Source organism: Aestuariibius sp. HNIBRBA575 (assembly GCF_040932005.1).
In the GTDB taxonomy this organism is placed as follows: Bacteria; Pseudomonadota; Alphaproteobacteria; order Rhodobacterales; family Rhodobacteraceae; genus CANLNM01.
The window spans coordinates 456,658-480,126 of record NZ_CP162414.1; the positions used below are offsets into that span (position 1 = coordinate 456,658).

The window sequence follows — 23,469 nt, forward strand, 5'->3', positions numbered from 1 at the left end:
AACGTGCAGGTCATGCAAATGAGTGCTTCGTTCACCCGCGCCTGTTAGAATGTTCAAAGACCATAAGGTGATTTCGTGTGATGGAAGAAATCTTTGTTGAAATGACGGGCCTCGCGACGGTCACAGTTGCGGTGTTTGGCGTCATCTTTTGTCTCATGCAAACGCGGTTTACCCGCGTCAGCAAAAGTTTTGCCGCGCTTCTGGGCGTTATCGCCGTCAACAATTTGCCAGAGGCCTTTTCACAACTGATCGCAACATTGCCACGTGGCTATGCTTTGGCGGCGGACATTATCACTTGGCCCAGCTCATTCTTTCTGGCGCCGCTTTTGTGGATCTATGTGTTCGTTTTGACGTCACAAGATCAGCAATGGCCCGTGAAATTACGCCGCCACCTTGTTCTGCCTAGCGTGGCGGTGGTGATCGGGGTGTTGGTTCTGGCATCCCCCATATCCGCCCAAGAAGAGCTGTTCACCGGCAATCTGGAAACCTTGTCACCTTGGGTGGTCACTTTGGCGGTGTTTTTGGGGCTCTTTCAACTCGCCATTTATCTGCAGATCGCCTTTTACCTTTATTTGATCATCCGCCGGTTGATCAGCTTTCGATCAAAGCTGCGCGATGTCTATGCCAGCACGGAACAACACGAATTGCGCTGGATTTACGTCATTGGCGGTTTGGCGATTGGGTTTTGGCTGGTGCAGGCGCTTCTGTTGATTGTTGCGGTTGATCCATCAAAGACCGACGCGGTGCCGGCATTTATGATCAGTGCAAGCTTGGTTGGGTTTTGTCTGGTTGCGGCAATGACCCTTTGGGGATTGCGCCAGCGCCCCCCGCTGGACCCAGATGGCGCAGATGATCCCAGCCCAAGTTCGCCCAGCCCAGATATTGCCAGCCCAGACACCATCGGCCCAGACATCTCGCAACCGGCGGGCAAATACGAAAAATCAGCGCTCAGCCCCGAAGCCTCTGAACGTCTGACCCGCAAACTGCGCATGGCAATGGAGGTGGACCACCTGCATCGCGACCCTAATTTATCCCTTTGGGCCCTGGCGAAACATACGGGCGCATCGTCCAACTACATTTCACAACCCCTGAACGAAATTATCGGAGAGAACTTCTTTGATTTCGTCAACGGCTACCGGATCGCAGAGGCCAAGACCCTGCTTTCGACCACCAACGAAAGCGTGTTGAACATCACCTATGATGTGGGCTTTAACGCGCGATCCTCATTCTATAACGCTTTTAAGCGCGCGACGGGGCAAACCCCCACGCATTATAGAAAAAATATGTCTCAGCGTGATGGATTGGACGACATGACCACCCCGCTGGGCGACACCTGATCCACCAAGACTGATCAGGAAAGACCGACCAAACCACCACTCACGAACAACCTACCTAATCAAGCTCTTTGGCCCTGCGATGCAAGCGGGGCCAAAGAGCTGTTCAAATCTTGTGCGGTGAGCGCCGCATAGTTCAAGCAAAGAGAAAGACCCCAAATGAAGAGATATTTAATTCTGGCCGCGCTCGTCCTCAGCGCGTGTGACTCGCCTGCTGAAATCTCAGCCAGCCGGCAACTTGATGCGGCCTGTCTGGACGGTGATATCGTGGCATGTGCCGCAGTTCAACAAAGGGTTGATGCGCGCAATCAAACCCTCGCCACGACGGCGGCAGGGTTTTAAACCGTCCCGTCAGTGCATCCATTGCCCCCGTTCCGAGCGGTCATACCGTTTGGAACACACCCCCACAGGGGCAGGGTGTATGGACGGAAATGGGGCCGGTGGTTTGGGACCTAACCTATGCGGTTTCCCTTGCACCACACCCCTTTTAGGGTCGCAACGCCATGTGTGTTGCGCACCCGTAAAACATCACCCCGCAGCCCGGATTTCAGAACGCCGCGATCTGTCAGGCCAGCCGCCTTGGCCGGGTTGGACGTAACGGTCGCAAAGGCACGCGGCAGATCATTCCACAGGTCGGCCAATTGAAACGCAGCCATCAGCAAAGCGGCCGGCACGTAATCTGAGGAAATGATATCCAGAAGATCAGCCTTGGCCAGATCAATGGCAGCCACATTGCCCGAATGCGATCCCCCGCGGATCAAATTGGGTGCCCCCATCATGGCTGCGATACCATGATCGCGACAGGCTTGGGCCGCCTCAAAGGTTGTTGGAAATTCCGCGAACCCAACGCCATTGCGCCCAGACGTCGCCACGTGGTCAACGGTTGTGTCATCGTGGCTGGCCAGCACAGCGCCCAGTCGCTTTGCCTCGGCGACGGCACCGGCTTCGTGGGCCAGCCCATATTGCGCCTGCAGGCGTTTCAGGTTGGACACATGATCCGCAAAATCATCCTCGCTCATGCCGCGTTTTTTGGCCACATATGTGCGCAATGCATTCAGGTCGCGAAACTGCCGCTGGCCGGGCGTGTGATCCATCAGGCTCACGATGCCAACACGGTCATCCGGCGCGAACCGAGCGAGCTCTTCGAGCAGGGTTTCAGAGCAGATTTCAGCGCGCAGATGCAGGAAATGACTGACCTTGAACAGACCATTTGCCTGCGCAGACAGCAATTCATCCGCAACGGCGCGGGCATAGTCGATATAGCGTCCTTTGCCCGAATGGATGGACCCGGCGCGCAATGCGTCAAAAACAGTGGTGATCCCAACCGAAGCCAGCTCTGCGTCATGGGCAATCAAGGCGGGCAGATGGGGCCAGTCCACTTCGGGGCGGGGTTCCAGATGTCGTTCCAGATTGTCGGTATGCAGTTCGATCAATCCCGGCGTCACAAAGTCGCCTTCGCAATTGATCGCCCCATCGGGGATATGATCGCCTTCTGTGATGTCGGTGATCATTCCGTTTTGAAGGGTCACGGACCCCAAAATAATCTGATCAGCCAAAACCAGCTGGCCATTGACAAGGCAAACATCACCCGCCGTGGATGTCCCTGCGGTGTTTGATTTTTCGGCTGGATCAAAAGGGTAGTTCATGACCAATACTCGCGTTGCGATCCCATACATATCACCACATTTCGGTTTTTCGAAATTAGGAATTTGCGACAGGTCTGTAACATTTTGATCGTTTGTCGGATTGGCAAAATAAGGGGCAATATGGGCCCGCCGCAGGTCCAATACTGGGATCGCAAATCAGTCATTGAATAAATGATGGTCATTGCAGAAATTAGCTGTATTCAAAACCTATCAATCGGGTGTGCGTCGGGGCGATCCTGACCGGTCACACGTTTTTTATCGATGCAGCATTGCTGAACAAACAGAGGAATTCCCCAAATGGCAGAGATTAAACGACATCATGTCGGCCCCCGCATGAGCCAGATCGTCACCCATGGTGATACGATTTATCTGGCAGGTCAGGTTGGCACGGCGGGTGCCAGCGTTGCGCAACAAACGCAGGATTGCCTAGACAAAATCGACACTTTGTTGGCCGAAGTTGGTGTCGACAAAACCCGTCTGTTGCAGGTCACCATTTGGTTGGCCGACATGGCTGATTTTGCAGCCATGAACGAAGTTTACGACGCTTGGGTACCGGTTGGTCACGCTGCTGCGCGCGCCTGTGGCGAAGCAAAACTGGCCACGCCAGATTTCAAAGTGGAATTCATCGTCACCGCCGCAAGTGCGTAATTGCGACATATAAACACGCGGCCGTCCAGCATGGTTTGGGCGGTCGATTACCGGGATTTGCGGGCAATGATCCAGGTCGGATTATAGGTCAGCGACACGCCATTTTCATCCGCAAACAGGGATTTATAGGCGTCGCTGAACGCGGCCAGTCGGGATTTGGTCCATGTGGATTGCGCCCGTCCGTTCACCCCGGTTTTGCGCAAATGTTTTAGCACGTCGCGCGGGGTTTCAAACGACAATGTGTTGATGCTTTGGCCAATGGCGATGATGTCTAGCCGGTCTTTGACGGCCTCGGCCATTTGCGTTGGATGCATCAAGCCGGGGGCCATGGCCGTTGATCCGACGCGGTGCAATTCACGATATTGCGCAGGGCCAAACCCCGAAATCGCCAGCCATCCATCCGTCGCAAGCGCAGAGGCCGCCTGTTGTAAAAACGCCGCCGGGTCGGACATCCATTGGATCATCGACGCAGACGCGATCAGGTCCAAATTCTGGGGCCAGCTGATCGACCGCGCATCCCCACACAAAAAATCTGCCCCGGCTTGCTGCGCTGTGGCTTTGGCTTCGGGGGATAGATCATTGACGGTGAACTGCGTGATTTCAAACAGGTTGCACAGCTGTTGCGTCAGGTGCCCCGTGCCTGCCCCCAGTTCAAAGGCGGATTGAAAATGCGTCGGCGCGCCGTGATCGTGCAATTCCTGAACCAGCTTGTTTGCGATCCAGGCCTGTTGGCTGGCCGCATCGTGATAGGTGTCAAAGCTGCGGCTGAAACTGCGTTGCACACGTTTGGAAAGCGGGTCCATCAAACGATCCAATCCGCCCAGTTCTGGCCCGCTTGAAACGGGATATGCGGGGCCTGAAGGCGCTGAACGACGTGTTGTTGGGGTTTCCAAGCGGTTTCTTGGGCGCGGGTGGGAATGATCCGGTCCTGTTGCGGGATCCAGATGCGATCAAAATGCAGGTTTGGCGCAGGTCCGCGGCGGATCACCGCGTGTAATTCGGCCTGTGCGGCGTGGATATCAATCACCGGCGGCCGCGTCACCAGCCCAGCCCGGCGGCAAAATTTCGCAAAGCTGTGTTCCGTCAGTTGATCCGCCGTGGCGCGGATCAGATCCGGCGCAATTCCATGCTGTTCATCTGCGGGTGATAGCGTGCCTGCCACGGCGATTAACCGGGCGGGTTGCACCCCAGATTGCGCCAGCCAATGCACCATCGAGGCCACGCCAAAGGAAAATCCAAGCATGTCGACGCGATCATAATGTGCCAGCATTTCCAAGGGGTTATCAAGCTGCGTGTAATCCTCAACCAGCAACACATCCCCATCACAGATCAGGCTGTTAAACGCATCCTCGCCAAGTGCCCAACCGCCAAACACAACCAGCACATCTGCTGAATCAGATCGGGACAACCAATGATGTTTCATCACATGCCTTTGGCCAAAGAAACCATGGCGGCGGTGACTTGGCTGAGTTGATCGCTGGAAATGACATAGGGGGGCATGCAGTAAATATTATGGGCAAAGGGGCGCAACCAGACCCCGGTTTGTGGGGCCATTTGATGGGCCACCGACGGATCAACCCAGTCGTGCATTTCGATCACGCCAATGGCGCCCAGAACCCGCACATCTTTGACGCGGGGCAATTTGCGGGCAGGGGCCAGTTCCTGTGTCATCTGGTCCGCGATGGCGCTGACTTGGGCGCGCCAATGGCCCGCCGCAATCAGATCCAGACTGGCTGTGGCCGCTGCGCAGGCCAGTGGATTGGCCATATAAGTGGGGCCATGCATCAGAACGCTGGCGTCGCTTTCGCCGATTCCACGCGCGACCGTTTCGGTGGCGACGGTTGTGGCCATGCTGATGTGACCGCCGGTCAGCGCCTTGCCCAGACAGATGATGTCGGGGACGATGTCGGCATGGTCCATCGCAAACAATTTGCCCGTGCGGCCAAACCCGGTGGCGATTTCGTCCAAAATCATCAACACGCCGTGGGCTTTGCACATATCCCGCGCCTGTTTCAGCCAGTTGGGGTGATAGAAATACATCCCGCCCGCGCCCTGAACGACGGGTTCGATGATCAACGCCGCGATCTGCGTACCTTTGGTTGCCAGCAAGTGTTGCAACGCGCCAAGCCCGTTGACCTCCGGATCATCAGACCAGTCCTGCGCAATCGTAATCGGGGGGCGGGGCAGAAAATGCTGGACGGATAGCGCCCCGCGAAACAACCCATGCATGCCATTCACCGGATCGCAGACGCTCATCGCTTTCCATGTGTCGCCATGATAGCCGCCGCGAATGGTGGCAAATTCGACGCGGTTTTCGTGGCCCATCGCCTTTTGGTATTGGACCGCCATTTTCAGCGCAACTTCGATCGAAACCGATCCGCTGTCGCAATAAAATATCCGGTCCAGCCCCTTTGGCAGCAAATCCACCAAACGACGCCCCAATTCAATGGCCGGGTTATGGGTCAGACCGCCAAACATCACATGGGGCATCTGGCCTATTTGGTCCTGCATCGCACCAACGATTGACGGATGGTTATGGCCATGCACCGCACACCACCACGACGACATCGCATCAATCATCTGCCCGCCATCGTCGCGGGTCAGCATCACCCCATCGGCATGTGTGATCAGATGCATCGGACCGGGATCCAGCACATTGGTATAAGGGTGCCACAAATGGCGCGCATCAAAGTCCAGCGGGGTCACAGAAAGCTCCGGATCGTGTCGGTGTCAATGGCGTCAAAGGCGTCCAACAATGTGGTCTGATTCAGGTTGGGTATGTGGGGCAATCGACCCAGATGCTTGACTTTGCTCATTTGAACGATGGTTTGTTCAACATCCGGTTCAGCCTCACCGACAAACACCACGCCAGCGATAGAACAACCCGCCCCGCGCAGCGCCATCAGGGATAATGTCGTGTGATTGATCGTGCCCAGCTGCGTGCGCGCGACCAAAATCACCGGGGCCTGCCATTGCACAAACAGGTCCAGAAAATACTGGTCTCGATTGAGCGGCACCATGATGCCCCCCGCGCCTTCGACCACCAACGGTCCGTCAATCTGGGGCAGGGCCAAATCGGATAGGTTGATCTGCATGCCCATATCTTCGGCGGATAAATGCGGTGAGGCGGGCATGTTCAAACGGTAAGCTTCTGGCAGGACCTCTGCGCCGGACAGGGATTGGACGATTTGTGTATCTGTCGCATCCTCAAGCCCGGATTGCACCGGTTTCCAATAGCGCGCGCCCAAGGCCGCGGTCAGCCCTGCGGCAAAGACGGTTTTGCCAATACCAGTATCGGTTCCGGTCACAATCAAAGCGCTCATGCCGCTTCCTTTTGTAGATCAGACAGGGCCTGAAATAGGGCCGAAATGTCAGGTTTTTGCACATTTCCAGTGATGCAGATCCGCAACCGGGATGTCCCGCGCGCAACGGTCGGGGGGCGAATGCCGCGAATGTCAAACCCTTGGCCCTGTAGCGCAGCGGCCTGTTTCAGGGTGCGCGCATCATCCCCCAGGATCACCGGAATGATCTGCGATTTTAGCGCGGATTGCGGGATGCCATGCGCGGCTGCCTCGGTATGGGCGAATTGGATGCGATCACGGGCCATTTCCACAAGGGATGTATCCGTTTGCAACATGTCCAACACTGCCCGCACCAATGCGGCGTTAAACGGGGACGGGGCTGTGGCAAAAATAAACGGACGGGCGCGGTTGACCAATGTGTCGATCAACACCCGCGATCCGCAGATCAAACCACCCGCCACGCCAAGCCCCTTGCCGCAGGTATGCAGCGTCAGTGTTTCTGCCGCCAAACCATGGGACAACCCGCGCCCATGGGGGCCAAGGATGCCGGTGGCGTGGGCTTCGTCGATCACCAAAATCGCGTCATGAGCCACGGCCAGTTCGGACAATTCCACCAATGGGGCGATGTCGCCTTCCATGGAGTAGACGCTTTCGACGGCGATCCAGATTTGACCTGTGCCGCCATTGCTGCGCCATTCGGTCAAAACACGTCGCGCGTCAGCCACATCATTATGGGCAAAGCTGTGGGTCTGAGCCCGCCCAATCCGCATGCCTTCATGGGCGCTGGCATGGACCAACGTATCATGCAGGATCAAATCCTCAGCCGCGGGCAATGTGGAAAATATCGCCTGATTGGCCTGAAACCCACCGCCCATAAACAGACATGCCTCGGCGTCAAAAAATGCGGCGGCTTCTTGTTCTAATCTTTGGTGTTCGGGGTGATTGCCGCGCAGCAAACGCGACCCGCCTGAACCCAATGGAACATCGCGATCAAGTGCGGCCTGCGCGGCGGCCTTTAGCGCGGGGGAATGGGTTAACCCCAGATAGTCATTGGAGGCGAAATCCAAGCCCTGTGAAGGTGCCAGAACCCGTCGGCGATGTCGGGTTTCCAGCGTTTCGAGCATGGATTTCAGTCGTTCCAATGCCTTCATTCGGCAACTTCGGGGCAGGCGTGATCCTCTGGGGTTTCGGCCTGAATGCCCAATTTGGCGAACAGAACGGCATCTGTGTCTTCTTCTGGGTTTTCTGCGGTCAGCAGGGTTTCCCCAACAAAGATCGAATTTGCACCGGCCAGAAAACACATGGCCTGCAATTCATCGGACATTTCGCTGCGACCAGCGGACAGACGCACATAAGATTTCGGCATCATGATCCGCGCCAATGCAATCACCCGCACAAAGTCGATCGGGTCGATTGGTTTGGCATCCGCCAGCGGTGTGTCCTCTTGGGGCATCAACATGTTGATCGGCACGGAATCCGGCGCAGGCGCCAGATTGGCCAATGTGACCAGCATATCCACGCGGTCTTGGTTTTGCTCGCCCATGCCCAGAATACCACCGGAACAGACCTTGATCCCGGCATTTTGGACCCGGTTCATCGTGTCGATCCGATCCGCAAAGGTGCGGGTGGTGATCACTTCGGAATAATAGCGTTCAGACGTGTCGATATTGTGGTTGTAATAATCCAGACCCGCATCGCGCAGTTTGATCACTTGATTGTCGTCCAACATGCCCAGGGTCATGCAGGTTTCCATGCCCATTTCGCGCACACCTTCGACCATCGCCACCAGCGCATCCATGTCGCGGTCTTTGGGTTCCCGCCATGCAGCCCCCATGCAGAAACGGGTTGCGCCGCCATCTTTGGCTTTGCGGGCTTCTGTCAGAACGCGCTGCACTTCGATCAGTTTGGACGCGGTCAGTTTTGATCCATTGCGGGCGGATTGCGAACAATAGGCGCAATCTTCTGCACAGCCGCCAGTTTTGATCGATAGCAGCTTTGAGGTCTGGACTTTGTTGGGGTCAAAGTTCTGACGATGAACTGTTTGAGCCCGAAAAAGCAGATCCATCAATGGCAGATCATAGATGGCGCGCGCGGACTCTTGGGTCCATTTAGAGGAGGTGTTTTCCATAATATCAATATTATTTCCAAGTGCTGTCCGTTGGACGACTACTTATTGGACCCATCAAAAATAGCAACCGGAATCACGAAAATCACCTTTGGATCAAGGCAAATGTCACTGTTTTTTATAGCAAACTATTATGTCGCAGCGACGGTTATAAAACGGCTGAATTGAACCTTAGCGCTAACATGTCTGTCAGGGTTTTGGGCGTGATTTGACCCGTGGGGGCGGTGTCTGGGACTGGCACCAGACGGCTGGCGGATCATTTTCTATCGAAAGTGTTTGACATCCTGAAATATAATATCCTATATGGATATAACTTAAATGGATATTAGTTATGAGCACCCTGAACAAATACGACAAACCCAGCGTTGCGGTTGACCTCGCGATTATGACCGTTGTCCAAGGCCAGCTGAAAGTGCTGATGGTCGAGCGGGATCTAAACGGCGTGTCTGGCTGGGCCATGCCCGGCGGGTTTGTGCATGTCGATCAATCACTGGAAACCACGGTTGATCGGGTTCTGCGCGACAAAGTTGGGCTGGAAAACGTTCATTTTGAACAGCTTGCCACCTATGGCGCGGTGGATCGCGATCCAAGGGGGCGTGTCATTTCCATCGTTTATCTGGCGCTGTGTCCTGCACATTTATTGCAAGAGGCGGATTTGGCAGATGTGATCGTCAACGACCCGCATGTCGCAGGTCAGGACGCGGTTGTGCAACGCAACGGGGTGTCCATGTCGCTGGCCTTTGATCACGCAAACATCTTGGGGGATGTGGTTCAGCGATTGCGCGGAAAACTCGATTATTCCCGCATTGGATTTGCCTTGCTTGATACGCTTTTTACCCTGCGCGACGTCCAAGAGGTCCACGAAGCCATCCTCGGTCGCCCCCTCAAAAAACCTCCATTTCGCCGGAAATTGCTGGATCGCGGATTTATCCGTCCAACCGGCGTATTCGAAACAGGCGGTGCCTATCGCCCCGCTGAATTTTACCAAGTTAAGCCAGAGGAGTAGAACCATGGCACAGGTCAAACGTTACATCCTTGCAAATCAATTGCGGGCAGAATCTTCGCAATACATCCGGTATTTCCGCAAAGGGAAACTGGCCAAATCCGGGCGTGGGTTGTCATTCTGGTATGCCCCCAACGGGGCCTCACTTAGCGAAATCCCAATGAATGATCGGGAACTGATTTTCATGATCAAAGGTCAATCTTCGGATTATCAGGATCTGGCCATCCAAGGGTCGGTGATCTGGCGTGTAGGCGATGCGGATCGGCTGGGCGAACGGGTCGATTTTGGCATAGATGTCAACAAAGGCGTGCGATTGGGCAAGCCAGAGGAACAGATCAAATCTGTCCTGACCGGATTGGTGCGTGAATTTGGCGACGGCTACCTAAAGGACAAAGGTGTCCGGGATCTGCTAGAGGCCGGATTATCGCCGGTTCAGACTGCGCTTGCGGCGGGGTTTGCGGCGGATCCGACCGTGGACGCCATGGGCCTAGAGGTGGTGAGCATTCGTGTTTCTGCCCTGTCGCCCAGTTCCGAATTGTCCCGCGCATTGCAGGCGCCAACCTTTGAAAGTTTGCAGCAAAAGGCCGACGAAGCGACCTTTTCGCGGCGGGCTTTGGCGGTCGACAAAGAACGCGCCATTGCTGAAAATGAGCTGCAAAACCAGATTGAGCTGGCGACACAGCGCAAGGAACTGATTGCGCGCGAAGACGATAACGCCCGGTCCGAAGCCGAAGCCAAAGTGGCCGCCAAACGCATCATGGTCGAAGCCGAAAGCGACGCCAAGATCATCGGCGCCGAGGCGGAAGCCAGACGCATTCGGGCGGTTGAACAGGCCGCAGCGGATATGGAAAAGGCACGTATGGCCGCCATCTCAGATGTTCCTCCTGCGGTTATGTTTGCCCTTGCGGCTCAGGAATTTGCTGGCAAGTTGCAGAAAATTGACAGTTTGAATGTCAGCCCCGACATGCTAGCAGGTCTGGTTCAGCAGGCCAAATTGTTCATGAACCCACAGCCCCAGGAGAAGTGAGGTGAGCCTGAACCCGCGTGTCGTTCTGATCAGCCGAGAGACTGAATATGCGTCGCTATTGGCCAAACACGGCACGCGGGGCCAAGCCGAGTTTTTTCTACAATCTCGTCAGCAAAGTCTGGCGGAATTGGAAATGCGCGATGCGCTGCAAACCTCTGCTTTGAACGCCGCCAAACAGGCGGTCCCGGCCGAGTGGTCCTTTGCGCATGTCAGCCGGGCGGACCTGAACAGGTTCTTGTTTGGACCTCAGGATATCATCGTGCCGATTGGTCAGGATGGTTTGGTTGCGAACCTTGCCAAATATCTGGATGGGCAGCCCGTGATTGGGGTATCCCCTGACCTGACCGCATCAGAGGGTGTGTTAACCCGCCACAATACCGCGCAATTGCCGCAACTTTTGAAACGGGCCGCGCATCAGGATGTTGATATCCAACACCGCACGATGGTGCAGGCGCAGGTTGGGGCCGGGCAATCGCTGTTGGCGCTGAATGAACTGTTTATCGGTCACAGATCCCACCAATCGGCGCGATACGTCGTTCAGTTTGATCAACAAGAAGAGTTCCAATCGTCCAGCGGCATGATCGTTGCAACAGGCACGGGCCTGACTGGATGGGCCAAATCCATCATGACATCGACCCACCGCGCGATCGATATCAAACCCGAAACCGACCGCGCCGCGTTTTTTGCACGGGAACCCTGGCCCAGTAAAACATCGGGATGCGCCATATCGGCGGGCGAAATTGGCGTGGATCACGACCTGAGGATCACATCCCGGATCAACGAAGGCGGGGTGATATTTGCGGACGGGATCGAACAGGATTTTTTGCCTTTTGACTGGGGCACATTGGCGGATATCAAAGTGTCGGACAAACATCTGTCGCTGGTGGTGTAACCTGTGACCTCATTTTTCGGGCTCGGGTGATCTAGGCATTCTTTACACCGATCTCAGGATATGGCTGGGTGGGTGAGTTGCATGAAAGGATGCGTGATGGATTTTCAAATTTGGCTGGCTTTTGTTGCGGCATCGACCGCATTGCTTTTGATTCCGGGACCAACAGTTCTGTTGGTTCTGAGCTATGCGCTGAGCCAAGGAAAACGGGTCGCATTGGCCACGGTTGCCGGAGTTGCGCTGGGTGATTTGATCGCCATGTCCGCGTCGCTTGCTGGGCTTGGTGCGCTGGTGCTTGCCTCTGCGACGTTGTTTATGCTGCTGAAATGGGTCGGCGCGGTTTATTTGATATATCTGGGCATCAAACTGTTTCGCTCTGCGTCGACAGCGACGCTGGGCGATCTGACACAGACGCCCAAAACCAGCGCCACCAATGTGTTTGGCCATGCCGCCGCTGTAACGGCGCTAAACCCTAAATCCATTGTGTTCTTTATCGCCTTTGTTCCGCAATTTGTTGTGGTGGGCCAGCCTTTGCTGCCTCAGTTTTCGATCCTGATTGCCACCTTTGTCGCATTGGCCGCGGTCAATGCGCTGGTCTATGCGGTTTTGGCTGACAAAATGCGTCGAAAAATATCCCAGCCTGCTGTTTTAGCGTGGTTTTCGCGGTTTGGCGGCGGGGCATTGGTGGCGATGGGGGTTGCCACAGCCGCCTATAAAAGGGCGCAATAAACGCCCTTAAAATGGGCCAAAGCTCACTCTGATTGCGAGGGCAGACCGCGATTGGCCAGCCCCCAAATCGTGTCGCGAAGACGTGCAAGACGCCCGGGCGATTGGTGGTGATATGTCTCGGGCAAATGACCCGTCCGCAAAACAAATAACACTTCCCAAACGCCAGTCAGACGTTGTGATTGACGGCATCCCAGCGATTTCTGGGGTATTTCGGTCCAATATGCCATTTCTATTCCAATTCCAAAGGCGTGAACATGTGCCGGATCTATAACCGACCGTCGGTCCGTTATAAGCAGACCGTCGGTTGGTTTGCAAGGGGGCGAATGAAATTTTCCACCCAATACGCAATCGCCCAACGCGACTGCCAGCTTGAGTCACGCGCCGTCTGCGTTTAGGTTTTGCAAAATGCCCTGACCGGGGCACACGACTTTAATCCTGACAAAGGACATCACGGTGCAGCAATATTTGCAGGCTTTGAAAACAGTGCTGGATCACGGCGTTGTTTCGACGGATCGCACGGGAACCGGAACCATTTCTCACTTTGGGATGCAATGCCGCTATCCTCTGGCGGATGGGTTTCCATTGGTCACCACCAAAAAGCTACACCTCAGGTCGATCATCCACGAATTGCTGTGGTTTCTATCCGGCGATACCAACATCAAATACCTAAAGGAAAATGGGGTTTCGATTTGGGATGAATGGGCCGATGAAAACGGGGATCTGGGGCCGGTTTATGGGCATCAATGGCGGCATTTCCCGCAAGTGACGCAATCCACCACCGATGATGGGACCGCTAAGGTCCTGTTGGGCGAAGTAGACCAGATCAGCCAGTTGGTTGAGATGATCAAGACCAGCCCAGACAGTCGCCGCCTGATCGTTTCCGCTTGGAATCCGGGGGAAATTCAGGATATGGCGCTGCCGCCATGTCATACGTTGTGGCAGGTACGGATTGCGGGCGGTAAATTGCATTTGCAATTGTATCAACGCAGCGCGGACATGTTTCTGGGCGTGCCATTTAACATCGCGTCTTATGCGTTGTTGCAGGAAATGCTGGCGCATGTGACCGGCTATGAGCCGGGGGATTTTGTGCATACATTTGGCGATGCGCATATCTATAGCAACCATATGGATCAGGTTCAGACTCAATTGGCCCGTGAACCACGCCCATTGCCAAAGCTACGGATCAAGCGTCAGGTCAGCTCGATCTTTGATTTCAAATACGAGGACTTTGAGTTCGAAGGATATGACCCATTGCCGGGCATCAAAGCGCCGGTGGCCGTCTGATGATTACATTGATTGTGGCACGCGCCCGCAACGGGGCGATTGGGCGGGATGGCGATATCCCTTGGTTCGCACCTGCCGATTTGCAGATGTTCAAGCGCGAAACCTTGGGGGGCGCTGTGATCATGGGGCGCAACACTTGGGATAGTCTGCCGTTTAAGCCGCTCAAAAATCGGTTTAACTGCGTGGTTACGCGGGGCGACATGCCCGCAGATCACATCGCGCGGAGCGTGCCGGATGCAATCGCGGCCTGTTATGAACAGGGCTATCACCGGGTTTACGGGATTGGCGGCGCGACGATCTATGGTGAAATGCTGGCTGTTGCGGATCGGTTGTTGATCACCGAGGTGGACATGGACGTGCCCGATGCGGATACGTTTTTTCCGGATTTTGACGATCAGCAATGGGGGCTGGCGCGCACGGCACGTATTCAGGATGAAGGTCCCAAATGCACGTTGCATGAATATCTGCGCAAACGGTAAACGCGGCTGCGGGTTTTAGCCGCGTTTTTGGGTCAGAATGGGCCAATACAGGACAACAAAGCCTGCAAATCCCGCGATCCAGCAGATTGCAGATACCCAAAGCGCCCAATCGGATGTGACCCCCATCGCCGCCAGATACCGCATCACAATCGCGATCAGGATGAGGCCATAAACCCGCGCAACGCCCGGTGTTGCCTCTAATGGTCGCCCGGCGTGACCCAGACTGGCACGGGTCATCATCGCCAATGTCATGACCCCAATTGCCCCAGCCATCCACAAATGTTCGGCCCCAATCATCGGGCTAAAGGGCAGTTCAAAAATCGCCGCGGCAAGAGACAGAAACCCAAGTGGCACAAACGCATAGCCCACGTGCAAAATCCACAGCAGCGGTTCGGCGAGGGTGCGCAATCCGCACCACCGGCCAAGCCGGATCACATTTAGCACTCCGGCCAATGCGGCCAGACCGCCCACCGCTTGGGAATAGGGCCAAACCGACCACCCCAACAATGTTGCGCCGGAAATCAGCAGCACCGCCTTGTCGAATTGGTTCATGGGGACGGGCAGGGCGGTTTCGCCGCGTTTGACCATCCAATTGCGGGTAAAGCTGGGGACAATGCGCCCGCCGATGATGATGATCAACATGATCGTGCTGCCCAGCCCCAACCGAAACCCAAAACTGCCCGCCCCATAGCCGGATTGGGCCTGCGTGATGTGAAACAGTAGGTTGGACAGGATGAACAATACCAACATGGCCAATACGACCAGATTGCGCCAGTTTTTCCCGGCCAGAATTTCGCGAGCGATCAGCACGGCCAAGACCACCGGAAACATCAAATCGGCCAGTGCAACACCCCAAGCCGGCAAAGCTGCGCCAACAAAAATGGCCAACCGCCCGATGCACCAGATCAGCGACAACGCCGCCAGCGGCCATCCGATGATCGGCAATCTTCCGGTCCAATTGGGCACGGCTGTTAGCAAAAACCCTGCCAGAACGGCGCCGACAAACCCAAACAGCATTTCGTGGGCATGCCAGGATATCGGATCAAAGCCGATGGTCCCCGGCGTCCAACCGATCAGCATGGCCACCCAAGCCACCATCGACAGCGACGCCCAGATCCCAGCCAACAGGAAAAAAGGGCGATACCCATAGGTGAACACCCCCGGCCCGGTCCAGTCCCGGACGCGTTGGGATGCGTTTTTACCGTCTTTGGAACCCGCGTTGGCCATGATGTATCCGATCTACTGTTACCGCTGTCAGATCGAGTTTCGCATCCAAGGGCAAGCGCCATGGCGTCGCAGGTCAGTGGATCACGATGGGGCGTTTTGGGCCTGTTGCATATGTTTTTGCCAACGCGGATCATCTTGCGGATCACGATCTGCGTTTTTACACAAAGCCGCGACATAATCTGCACAGCATAAATGATGCAGGCGCTGGATCCCGGGCAGGGCCATGGCCTGTTCATAGATGGGATCGAACCGGGCCGCATGTTGCAGGGCTGATTCCTCTTTGCAATCATTGCGATTATGCCAGCGATAATATTGATCCGTATACCGATCCGTGCCAGCTGTTGGGCTTGGGGTGCCCTTTTTTAGGGCGTAACTTTCGGTGGAACGCAGGATGTAATGATTGATCTGCGCATTGCGATGGGTGACCTGACGGGCTTCCATGTACCGAATGGGATGCGCATCAGGATCGCTGAACTGCTCTAGCACATTGCCCGATGAATCGATCACAGCGTTTTTGGGATCCCGCCAATCGCCTGAAAATTGTCTGGGTGAATGATCTGACCACGACCGAAATTCATGGGGCCGATGAAAGAGCATTTTGAAAAACGTGTTGGCTTGTTTTGATTTGGGCCCGGCGCGGCGAAACTGGCGATGAACCAAGCCATCATTATACCGTTTCCAGCCCCCCGTGCCAAAACAGCGCCAATTGATCGCCATCCCAACAAAGTCGCGTTCCCCATCCCCAATGAAATCCTGAATGGTGTGGATGTCTTCGCCATGCAGGACCAGAAATTCATCCACATCACAGACCAGCACCCAATCGGCGGATTTGGCCAAAGGGTGATTGTGCCCTGCACGATAGGCTGACCGTTTGGGCGACTGGCCATTTGGATTGTGTCTGACATGCGACACCCAGCCTTCTTCGGCCAGTCGATCCAGCAATTCCGGGGAATGGTCGGTGCAGTCATTGGTCGCAATCAGGACCTTAAACCCCAGTGATCGATACCAAGACACCCATTCGACAATGAACGGCCCCTCGTTTCGCATTCCGGCAAACACAACAAATGATTCATCTTCTGCACGCATTTGTTCAAAATACGGGCCCAAGCCGCTGGCGTCCATGGTTTTGTGGTGCAACAACATGCAAATGAACAGTTCTGAAAACATACGTGGCGCGGTGTTTATGGTGGTTGCGATGGCCGCCTTTACCGCCAATGACGCCGCCCTAAAGCTGCTGGGCGATGCCGTGCCGCTGTTTCAGATCATTTTGCTGCGCGGTGTGATGACATCCATGTTGATCGCGGGCATGGCGTGGCAGATGGGCGCGCTGACCTTTCGTATCCCAAAGGCAGATCGCGGTTTGATCGCATTGCGGTGTCTGGCCGAAGCCGCGGCTGCGTGGTTTTTCCTGACGGCCTTGTTTCACATGCCTATCGCCGATCTGACGGCGATTTTGCAGGCGCTGCCATTGTCTGTGACGCTGGCTGGGGCGGTGTTTTTGCGCGAACCGGTTGGATGGCGTCGTTTCATAGCGATTGGCATCGGTTTTTATGGGGTGCTGTTGATCATCCAGCCCGGTGCTGATGGGATCAGCCTGTATGCATTGTTGGGGCTGGCCACAGTGGCGGCGGCCACCATGCGCGATATCGTAACCCGCAAACTAAGCCGCGATGTCCCGTCTTTGACGGTTACGTTTTTTACCGCTTTGTCGGTTGGGGCCTTTGGCGGTGTGATGGGGCTGGGTCAGGACTGGGTGGTGATGACAACATGGGATATGGGTGTGATCGTATTTGCGTCGCTGATGATCATGCTGGCCTATTTCGCCATCATTGTCGCCATGCGCACCGGTGAAATCGGGTTTGTTGCACCGTTTCGCTATTCGGGCCTGTTGGTTGCATTGGTGTTGGGGTGGGTCCTGTTTCGCGAATGGCCGGACCTGTTGACATTGGTGGGGGCGGGTGTCCTGATTGCGACGGGGATTTATACCTTATACCGCGAAGCCAAAGTCAAAGCGGCATCACAAAAGCGATGATGCCGCCAAAATGATCACTGTGAGACGGCGTAAAAATCGGCGTCCACAACCCCGATATAAAAATCACCATCCGCTGAACCTGTGATCGTCCCATACATGGCATCAGCCGTGCCGGTGTCATCCACAAATCCCCCGTTCAGTTCAAAATCCACGTCCGAACTGCCGCGAAAACCGTCATCATCAACCGCAGTGACCGATCCTTGGGCGGTCATGGTGATATCCGCCCCGGTATGCGCCCCCGTCACATCCAGCGATCCCCCAAGCAGCTGATCCGGATTGCCGTCTTCGTCGATCAGATTGATGTTGGTCACATCCCCGGTGATGGCATTGGTGCCAAAATCGGCGGTTACAGTCAGATCGCCAACGAATCCCCCCGTGACGTCGCCATCAATTTCGCCACCGACATGACCGCTATAATCGACAGCGCCACTGGTGGGGATGCTGGCCGGGGCGCTGGCTGACAGAGCCGAAACACGGCTGGATTCGTTTTGGATATCTGTCAGCTGATCGGCGGTGATTGTTGGCGGGGTGGGGTTTGCACAAGCGCCAAGGGTGGCCAGAACAGGGATTGCGATCACTGATTTACGGATAGGTAACATTAAATTTGGTCCTGATGCTGTTAAAACACCTATTTCATGTCATAAACACTGGGTCTGCTCATCATTCGTACGGGTGACGCGCCGACAATATTTTGTGCCCGTTCAGCGCTGCGGATTTCTTTGGCGTTGTGATGGCCACAAACATCCTTTGTAGCATGGCCTAAGCGCCCGGCGCTGTTGACACCCCATGCGACTCCCCATATAGAGCGCCCACTTGGCTTATCAGACTGTCCTGAGCTTGCCATGCTATCAGAGTTGAAGTGGTCATGATCCGGTTGCAAAACATCCCGATCCTCTGAATGCCCTCCGCGTTGTTTCTGACTGGAAACGTCGCGGGTTTTTTGCGTCGTTTGACAGAAACGTCGCTGTTATCGTTTGCCTCGTGGACGCGCGGGGTGAGAAATTTGAACCGCGATCCTACGGGGTCGCAGCACATGTGTAGGAACGGGGAACAAAGCCCAATGCCAACGATCCAGCAGCTGATCCGCAAACCGCGGCAGCCAAAAGTGAAACGCTCTAAGTCTCAGCACCTTGAACAGTGCCCGCAAAAACGCGGCGTCTGTACTCGGGTGTACACAACGACACCAAAGAAACCGAACTCCGCGATGCGGAAAGTTGCCAAGGTTCGCTTGGTGAACGGTTACGAAGTGATTTCGTACATTCCCGGTGAAAGCCACAACCTTCAAGAACACTCTGTTGTTCTGATCCGCGGCGGTCGTGTAAAAGATCTTCCCGGCGTTCGCTATCACATCCTTCGCGGTGTTCTGGATACGCAGGGCGTCAAAGATCGTAAACAACGTCGTTCGAAATACGGCGCGAAGCGTCCGAAGTAAGAGGATACAGATATGTCTCGTCGTCACGCTGCTGAAAAGCGCCAAGTTCTGCCCGACGCCAAATTTGGCGATGTAGTTCTTACAAAATTCATGAACAACCTGATGATCGATGGTAAAAAATCGGTTGCAGAAAAAATCGTTTATAACGCGTTTGATCGCGTTGAAGACAAACTGAAAAAGGCCCCCGTGGAAGTGTTCCACGAAGCCCTGGACAACGTGAAGCCCGCCGTTGAGGTTCGGTCACGTCGTGTAGGTGGTGCCACATATCAGGTTCCAGTCGAAGTTCGCACAGAGCGCCGTGAAGCTCTGGCAATTCGCTGGTTGATCACTGCTGCGAAAAGCCGCAACGAAAACACGATGGAAGAACGTCTGGCCGGCGAACTGCTTGATGCAGTAAACGGTCGCGGCGCCGCCGTGAAAAAACGTGAAGACACCCACAAGATGGCCGATGCGAACAAAGCATTCAGCCATTACCGCTGGTAACTTAAGCGTAGGACTTAGCCAATGGCACGCGAATATCCACTCGACCGATACCGTAACTTTGGGATTATGGCGCACATCGATGCAGGTAAAACCACCTGTTCCGAGCGTATCCTGTTTTACACTGGTAAATCCCACAACATTGGCGAAGTTCACGACGGCGCTGCAACCATGGATCACATGGAGCAGGAGCAAGAACGTGGCATCACCATTACGTCGGCTGCGACCACCACATTCTGGGAACGCACCGAAGATGGGCAAACTGCGGATTCTGAAAAGCATCGCATGAACATCATCGACACCCCCGGCCACGTTGACTTCACCATTGAAGTTGAACGTTCGCTGGCGGTTCTTGATGGTGCTGTTTGTGTTCTTGACGCCAACGCTGGTGTTGAACCACAAACCGAAACTGTTTGGCGTCAGGCCGACCGTTACAAAGTTCCACGTATGGTTTTTGTCAACAAAATGGACAAAATCGGCGCGGACTTCTTCAACTGTGTTGAAATGATCGAAGACCGTACAGGCGCACGTGCTGTTCCTGTTGGTATTCCAATCGGTGCCGAAACCGAGCTGGAAGGTCTGCTGGATCTGGTCACCATGGAAGAATGGTTGTGGCAGGGTGAAGATTTGGGCGCGTCCTGGATCAAAGCTCCGATCCGTGACGAATTGAAAGACATGGCTGACGAATGGCGTGGCAAAATGGTCGAAGCGGCCGTTGAGCAAGACGACGACGCCATGATGGAATACCTCGAAGGCAATGAGCCCGACGTTCCAACATTGCGCGCTCTGCTGCGCAAAGGGACACTGGCCATGGACTTCGTTCCTGTTCTGGGTGGTTCCGCGTTCAAAAACAAAGGCGTTCAGCCTCTGTTGAATGCTGTGATCGACTATCTGCCATCCCCTCTGGATGTTGTTGATTACATGGGCTTTGCTCCCGGCGATGAAGAAGAAGTTCGTAACATCGCGCGTCGTGCGGATGATGACATGGCGTTCTCTGCGCTGGCGTTCAAAATCTGGAATGACCCCTTTGTTGGTTCCTTGACCTTTACCCGGATTTACTCTGGTAAATTGGAAAAGGGCGACACGTTCCTGAACTCGACCAAAGGCAAAAAAGAGCGCGTTGGCCGCATGATGATCATGCACTCCAACGACCGTGATGAAATCTCCGAAGCATTCGCAGGTGACATCATTGCGCTGGGCGGCCTGAAAGACACCACAACAGGTGACACCCTGTGTGACGTCAAGGAACCAGTGGTTCTGGAAACAATGAACTTCCCCGATCCTGTGATCGAGATTGCCGTTGAGCCAAAAACCAAAGGCGACCAAGAGAAAATGTCGACCGGTCTTCAGCGTCTTGCTGCCGAAGATCCGTCCTTCCGTGTTGAGACTGACATCGAAAGCGGTCAGACCATCATGAAAGGCATGGGCGAACTTCACTTGGACATTCTGGTGGACCGTCTGCGTCGCGAATTCAAAGTTGAGGCCAACATTGGTGCGCCTCAGGTTGCGTATCGCGAAACCATTGGTCACGAAGTTGAGCACACCTATACCCACAAGAAACAATCTGGTGGTTCAGGTCAGTTCGCTGAGGTGAAAATGGTCATCACTCCGACAGAAGCGGGCGAAGGTTTCTCCTTTGAGTCCAAAATTGTTGGTGGTGCGGTTCCTAAGGAATACATCCCCGGCGTTGAAAAAGGCATCAAATCGGTTATGGATAGCGGCCCCTTGGCTGGCTTCCCCGTGATCGACTTCAAAGTTGCCCTGATCGACGGTAAGTTCCACGACGTTGACTCCAGCGTTCTGGCCTTTGAAATCGCAGGTCGTATGGCCATGCGTGAAGGCATGCGCAAAGCGGGCGCGAAACTGTTGGAACCGATCATGAAAGTCGAAGTGATCACACCAGAAGAATACACTGGTGGTATCATTGGCGATCTGACATCCCGTCGCGGCCAGGTTTCTGGTCAGGACAACCGCGGTAACGCCATCGCAATTGCGGCATTTGTGCCGCTGGCCAACATGTTCGGCTACATCAACAACTTGCGCTCCATGTCTTCGGGCCGCGCGCAGTTTACAATGCAGTTTGACCACTATGATCCCGTTCCGAACAATATTTCGGAAGAGATCCAGGCCAAATACGCTTAATCGCAGAAATTTTGGGTGGGGCACCGAAGCCCCACCTGATCCAGTTTAAAGGAGGCCATCATGGCTAAGGAAAAGTTTGAACGTAGCAAACCGCACGTAAACATCGGCACAATCGGTCACGTTGACCACGGTAAGACAACGCTGACAGCTGCGATCACCAAGCAGTTTGGCGACTTCAAAGCGTATGACGAAATTGACGGCGCGCCCGAAGAGAAAGCCCGCGGCATCACCATCTCAACAGCCCACGTTGAGTATGAGACAGAAAACCGTCACTACGCCCACGTTGACTGCCCCGGCCACGCCGACTACGTCAAAAACATGATCACCGGTGCGGCGCAAATGGACGGCGCGATCCTGGTTGTGAACGCGGCTGACGGCCCAATGCCACAAACCCGTGAGCACATCCTGCTGGGTCGCCAGGTTGGCATCCCCTACATGGTTGTTTACATGAACAAAGTTGACCAGGTTGACGACGAAGAGTTGTTGGAACTGGTTGAAATGGAAATCCGTGAGCTGTTGGATTCATACGAATATCCTGGCGACGACATCCCAGTGATCCCTGGTTCGGCTCTGGCCGCTCTGGAAGACCGCGACGATGCGATCGGCAAAGATTCCATCAACAAACTGATGGCCGCTGTTGACGAATATATCCCAACACCTGCTCGTGCTGTTGACCAGCCGTTCCTGATGCCAATCGAGGACGTGTTCTCGATCTCTGGCCGTGGTACAGTTGTAACTGGCCGTGTTGAGCGTGGCGTGATCAACGTTGGCGACGAAATCGAAATCGTTGGCATCAAAGACACATCCAAAACCACATGTACGGGTGTTGAAATGTTCCGCAAGCTGCTGGATTCCGGCGAAGCTGGCGACAACATCGGCGCATTGCTGCGCGGCGTTGACCGTGAAGGCGTTGAGCGTGGTCAGATCCTGTGTAAGCCGGGTTCTGTAACACCGCACACCAAGTTCGAAGCAGAAGCCTATATCCTGACCAAGGATGAAGGCGGTCGTCACACACCTTTCTTCGCGAACTACCGTCCACAGTTCTACTTCCGGACCACAGACGTGACCGGCACAGTTGAACTGCCAGCGGGCACAGAAATGGTGATGCCCGGCGATAACCTGAAGTTCAACGTTGAACTGATCGCCCCAATCGCCATGGAAAACGGCCTGCGCTTCGCCATCCGCGAAGGCGGCCGCACCGTCGGCGCCGGCGTCGTGTCAAAAATCATCGAGTAATCAAACTAACGTTTGACACTTGGTCCCGGCGGGTCTACCCCGCCGGGAATTCGTTTAAGAGTTCGATGAGGGGTGTCGGTGGTCGGCATTCCTCCTCTCAACTTCCACGCCCTCGAAAGGCTGAATTACATGGCAGCTCAAAGCCAAAACATTCGCATCCGCCTCAAGGCTTTCGACTATCGCGTACTGGATTCCAGCACGCAAGAGATCGTCGCAACAGCCAAACGGACCGGTGCATCGGTACGCGGTCCTATCCCGCTTCCAAACAAGATCGAGAAATTCACTGTTCTGCGCTCACCGCACGTGAACAAGAAATCTCGCGACCAGTTTGAGATCCGTACGCACAAGCGTCTTCTCGATATCGTCGACCCAACACCCCAGACTGTGGACGCGCTGATGAAGCTCGACCTGGCCGCCGGTGTTGACGTCGAGATCAAGGTATAAGGAGGGTAAC

At 55.0% G+C, this 23,469-nt stretch carries 25 protein-coding genes; 15 read left to right on the plus strand and 10 right to left on the minus strand.

Annotated features, from left to right (window positions below; all coding sequences use genetic code 11):
- Positions 1 to 80: 80 nt before the first annotated feature.
- Both AB1F12_RS02350 and AB1F12_RS02355 read left to right on the plus strand, forming a co-directional pair.
- A complete protein-coding gene (locus AB1F12_RS02350; RefSeq protein ID WP_368188228.1) occupies positions 81 to 1,337 on the plus strand; it encodes a helix-turn-helix domain-containing protein in 1,257 nt (418 codons plus the stop codon).
- Positions 1,338 to 1,493: 156 nt separating this feature from the next.
- Positions 1,494 to 1,676, plus strand: coding sequence for a hypothetical protein (locus AB1F12_RS02355; RefSeq protein ID WP_368186295.1), 183 nt, complete (start codon positions 1,494 to 1,496; stop codon positions 1,674 to 1,676).
- A gap of 110 nt (positions 1,677 to 1,786) precedes the next feature.
- Here AB1F12_RS02355 and AB1F12_RS02360 read toward each other — a convergent pair whose 3' ends face one another.
- Positions 1,787 to 2,980 (minus strand): alpha-D-ribose 1-methylphosphonate 5-triphosphate diphosphatase, encoded by a 1,194-nt coding sequence (locus tag AB1F12_RS02360; protein ID WP_368186297.1) that lies wholly within the window; start codon positions 2,978 to 2,980, stop codon positions 1,787 to 1,789.
- A gap of 297 nt (positions 2,981 to 3,277) precedes the next feature.
- On the opposite strand from AB1F12_RS02360, the gene AB1F12_RS02365 reads away from it, so the two are divergent.
- Positions 3,278 to 3,628 (plus strand): RidA family protein, encoded by a 351-nt coding sequence (locus AB1F12_RS02365; protein WP_368186298.1) that lies wholly within the window; start codon positions 3,278 to 3,280, stop codon positions 3,626 to 3,628.
- Positions 3,629 to 3,675: 47 nt separating this feature from the next.
- On the opposite strand, the gene AB1F12_RS02370 is transcribed toward AB1F12_RS02365, so the two are convergent.
- Genes AB1F12_RS02370 through bioB form a run of 6 tightly spaced genes read right to left on the minus strand, consistent with a single transcriptional unit; the run spans position 3,676 to position 9,058 of the window.
- Positions 3,676 to 4,431, minus strand: coding sequence for a methyltransferase domain-containing protein (locus AB1F12_RS02370; protein WP_368186300.1), 756 nt, complete (start codon positions 4,429 to 4,431; stop codon positions 3,676 to 3,678).
- Complete coding sequence (locus tag AB1F12_RS02375; RefSeq protein ID WP_368186301.1) at positions 4,431 to 5,051, minus strand: pimeloyl-ACP methyl esterase BioG family protein; 621 nt, start codon at positions 5,049 to 5,051, stop codon at positions 4,431 to 4,433. The genes AB1F12_RS02370 and AB1F12_RS02375 overlap by 1 nt, the downstream gene beginning before the upstream one ends.
- Positions 5,051 to 6,334: an adenosylmethionine--8-amino-7-oxononanoate transaminase gene (bioA, locus tag AB1F12_RS02380; protein ID WP_368186303.1), complete on the minus strand. Its 1,284-nt coding sequence runs from the start codon at positions 6,332 to 6,334 to the stop codon at positions 5,051 to 5,053. The genes AB1F12_RS02375 and bioA overlap by 1 nt, the downstream gene beginning before the upstream one ends.
- The gene (gene bioD / locus AB1F12_RS02385; protein WP_368186304.1) at positions 6,331 to 6,951 is read right to left on the minus strand and encodes a dethiobiotin synthase; all 621 of its coding nucleotides are present in this window, start codon (positions 6,949 to 6,951) and stop codon (positions 6,331 to 6,333) included. The genes bioA and bioD overlap by 4 nt, the downstream gene beginning before the upstream one ends.
- Positions 6,948 to 8,081 carry an 8-amino-7-oxononanoate synthase gene (locus tag AB1F12_RS02390; protein WP_368186306.1) on the minus strand — a complete coding sequence of 378 codons (1,134 nt, stop codon included), beginning with the start codon at positions 8,079 to 8,081 and terminating at the stop codon, positions 6,948 to 6,950. The genes bioD and AB1F12_RS02390 overlap by 4 nt, the downstream gene beginning before the upstream one ends.
- On the minus strand, positions 8,078 to 9,058 hold the full coding sequence (bioB, locus tag AB1F12_RS02395; protein WP_368186308.1) for a biotin synthase BioB: 981 nt from the start codon (positions 9,056 to 9,058) through the stop codon (positions 8,078 to 8,080). Before bioB ends, AB1F12_RS02390 begins: the two co-directional genes overlap by 4 nt.
- Before the next feature lie 328 nt (positions 9,059 to 9,386).
- Between bioB and AB1F12_RS02400 the strand changes: the two genes are divergently transcribed.
- The 6 genes from AB1F12_RS02400 (at position 9,387) to AB1F12_RS02425 (ending at position 14,466) form a co-directional block, all read left to right on the plus strand.
- The gene (locus AB1F12_RS02400) at positions 9,387 to 10,061 is read left to right on the plus strand and encodes an NUDIX domain-containing protein (RefSeq protein WP_368186310.1); all 675 of its coding nucleotides are present in this window, start codon (positions 9,387 to 9,389) and stop codon (positions 10,059 to 10,061) included.
- 4 nt (positions 10,062 to 10,065) lie between these two features.
- The gene (locus tag AB1F12_RS02405; RefSeq protein WP_368186312.1) at positions 10,066 to 11,085 is read left to right on the plus strand and encodes an SPFH domain-containing protein; all 1,020 of its coding nucleotides are present in this window, start codon (positions 10,066 to 10,068) and stop codon (positions 11,083 to 11,085) included.
- Position 11,086: 1 nt separating this feature from the next.
- The gene (locus tag AB1F12_RS02410; RefSeq protein WP_368186314.1) at positions 11,087 to 11,977 is read left to right on the plus strand and encodes a hypothetical protein; all 891 of its coding nucleotides are present in this window, start codon (positions 11,087 to 11,089) and stop codon (positions 11,975 to 11,977) included.
- 96 nt (positions 11,978 to 12,073) lie between these two features.
- Positions 12,074 to 12,703 carry a LysE family translocator gene (locus AB1F12_RS02415; protein WP_368186315.1) on the plus strand — a complete coding sequence of 210 codons (630 nt, stop codon included), beginning with the start codon at positions 12,074 to 12,076 and terminating at the stop codon, positions 12,701 to 12,703.
- A gap of 453 nt (positions 12,704 to 13,156) precedes the next feature.
- A complete protein-coding gene (locus AB1F12_RS02420) occupies positions 13,157 to 13,987 on the plus strand; it encodes a thymidylate synthase (RefSeq protein ID WP_368186316.1) in 831 nt (276 codons plus the stop codon).
- Positions 13,987 to 14,466, plus strand: a complete 480-nt coding sequence (locus AB1F12_RS02425) for a dihydrofolate reductase (protein ID WP_368186317.1) — start codon at positions 13,987 to 13,989, stop codon at positions 14,464 to 14,466. Before AB1F12_RS02420 ends, AB1F12_RS02425 begins: the two co-directional genes overlap by 1 nt.
- Before the next feature lie 15 nt (positions 14,467 to 14,481).
- Here the strand turns inward: AB1F12_RS02425 and AB1F12_RS02430 are convergent, their stop codons facing one another.
- Positions 14,482 to 15,693 carry an NnrS family protein gene (locus tag AB1F12_RS02430; protein ID WP_368186319.1) on the minus strand — a complete coding sequence of 404 codons (1,212 nt, stop codon included), beginning with the start codon at positions 15,691 to 15,693 and terminating at the stop codon, positions 14,482 to 14,484.
- 81 nt (positions 15,694 to 15,774) lie between these two features.
- Positions 15,775 to 16,860 (minus strand): glycosyltransferase family 2 protein, encoded by a 1,086-nt coding sequence (locus AB1F12_RS02435; protein WP_368186320.1) that lies wholly within the window; start codon positions 16,858 to 16,860, stop codon positions 15,775 to 15,777.
- Here AB1F12_RS02435 and AB1F12_RS02440 point away from each other — a divergent pair.
- Positions 16,835 to 17,725 (plus strand): DMT family transporter, encoded by an 891-nt coding sequence (locus tag AB1F12_RS02440; protein WP_368186321.1) that lies wholly within the window; start codon positions 16,835 to 16,837, stop codon positions 17,723 to 17,725. The two genes, AB1F12_RS02435 and AB1F12_RS02440, sit on opposite strands and share 26 nt — an antisense overlap.
- Positions 17,726 to 17,739: 14 nt before the next feature.
- Here AB1F12_RS02440 and AB1F12_RS02445 read toward each other — a convergent pair whose 3' ends face one another.
- Positions 17,740 to 18,324 carry a hypothetical protein gene (locus AB1F12_RS02445; RefSeq protein ID WP_368186323.1) on the minus strand — a complete coding sequence of 195 codons (585 nt, stop codon included), beginning with the start codon at positions 18,322 to 18,324 and terminating at the stop codon, positions 17,740 to 17,742.
- Between the two features lie 461 nt (positions 18,325 to 18,785).
- Here AB1F12_RS02445 and rpsL point away from each other — a divergent pair, with 461 nt between their 5' ends.
- The 5 genes from rpsL (at position 18,786) to rpsJ (ending at position 23,459) form a co-directional block, all read left to right on the plus strand.
- A complete protein-coding gene (gene rpsL, locus AB1F12_RS02450) occupies positions 18,786 to 19,157 on the plus strand; it encodes a 30S ribosomal protein S12 (protein ID WP_368186324.1) in 372 nt (123 codons plus the stop codon).
- 12 nt (positions 19,158 to 19,169) lie between these two features.
- A complete protein-coding gene (gene rpsG, locus AB1F12_RS02455; protein WP_368186325.1) occupies positions 19,170 to 19,640 on the plus strand; it encodes a 30S ribosomal protein S7 in 471 nt (156 codons plus the stop codon).
- A gap of 21 nt (positions 19,641 to 19,661) precedes the next feature.
- Positions 19,662 to 21,779, plus strand: a complete 2,118-nt coding sequence (gene fusA, locus AB1F12_RS02460; protein ID WP_368186327.1) for an elongation factor G — start codon at positions 19,662 to 19,664, stop codon at positions 21,777 to 21,779.
- Between the two features lie 60 nt (positions 21,780 to 21,839).
- On the plus strand, positions 21,840 to 23,015 hold the full coding sequence (gene tuf / locus AB1F12_RS02465) for an elongation factor Tu (RefSeq protein WP_368184965.1): 1,176 nt from the start codon (positions 21,840 to 21,842) through the stop codon (positions 23,013 to 23,015).
- A gap of 129 nt (positions 23,016 to 23,144) precedes the next feature.
- On the plus strand, positions 23,145 to 23,459 hold the full coding sequence (gene rpsJ / locus AB1F12_RS02470; RefSeq protein WP_368186329.1) for a 30S ribosomal protein S10: 315 nt from the start codon (positions 23,145 to 23,147) through the stop codon (positions 23,457 to 23,459).
- The last annotated feature ends 10 nt before the right edge of the window (positions 23,460 to 23,469 follow it).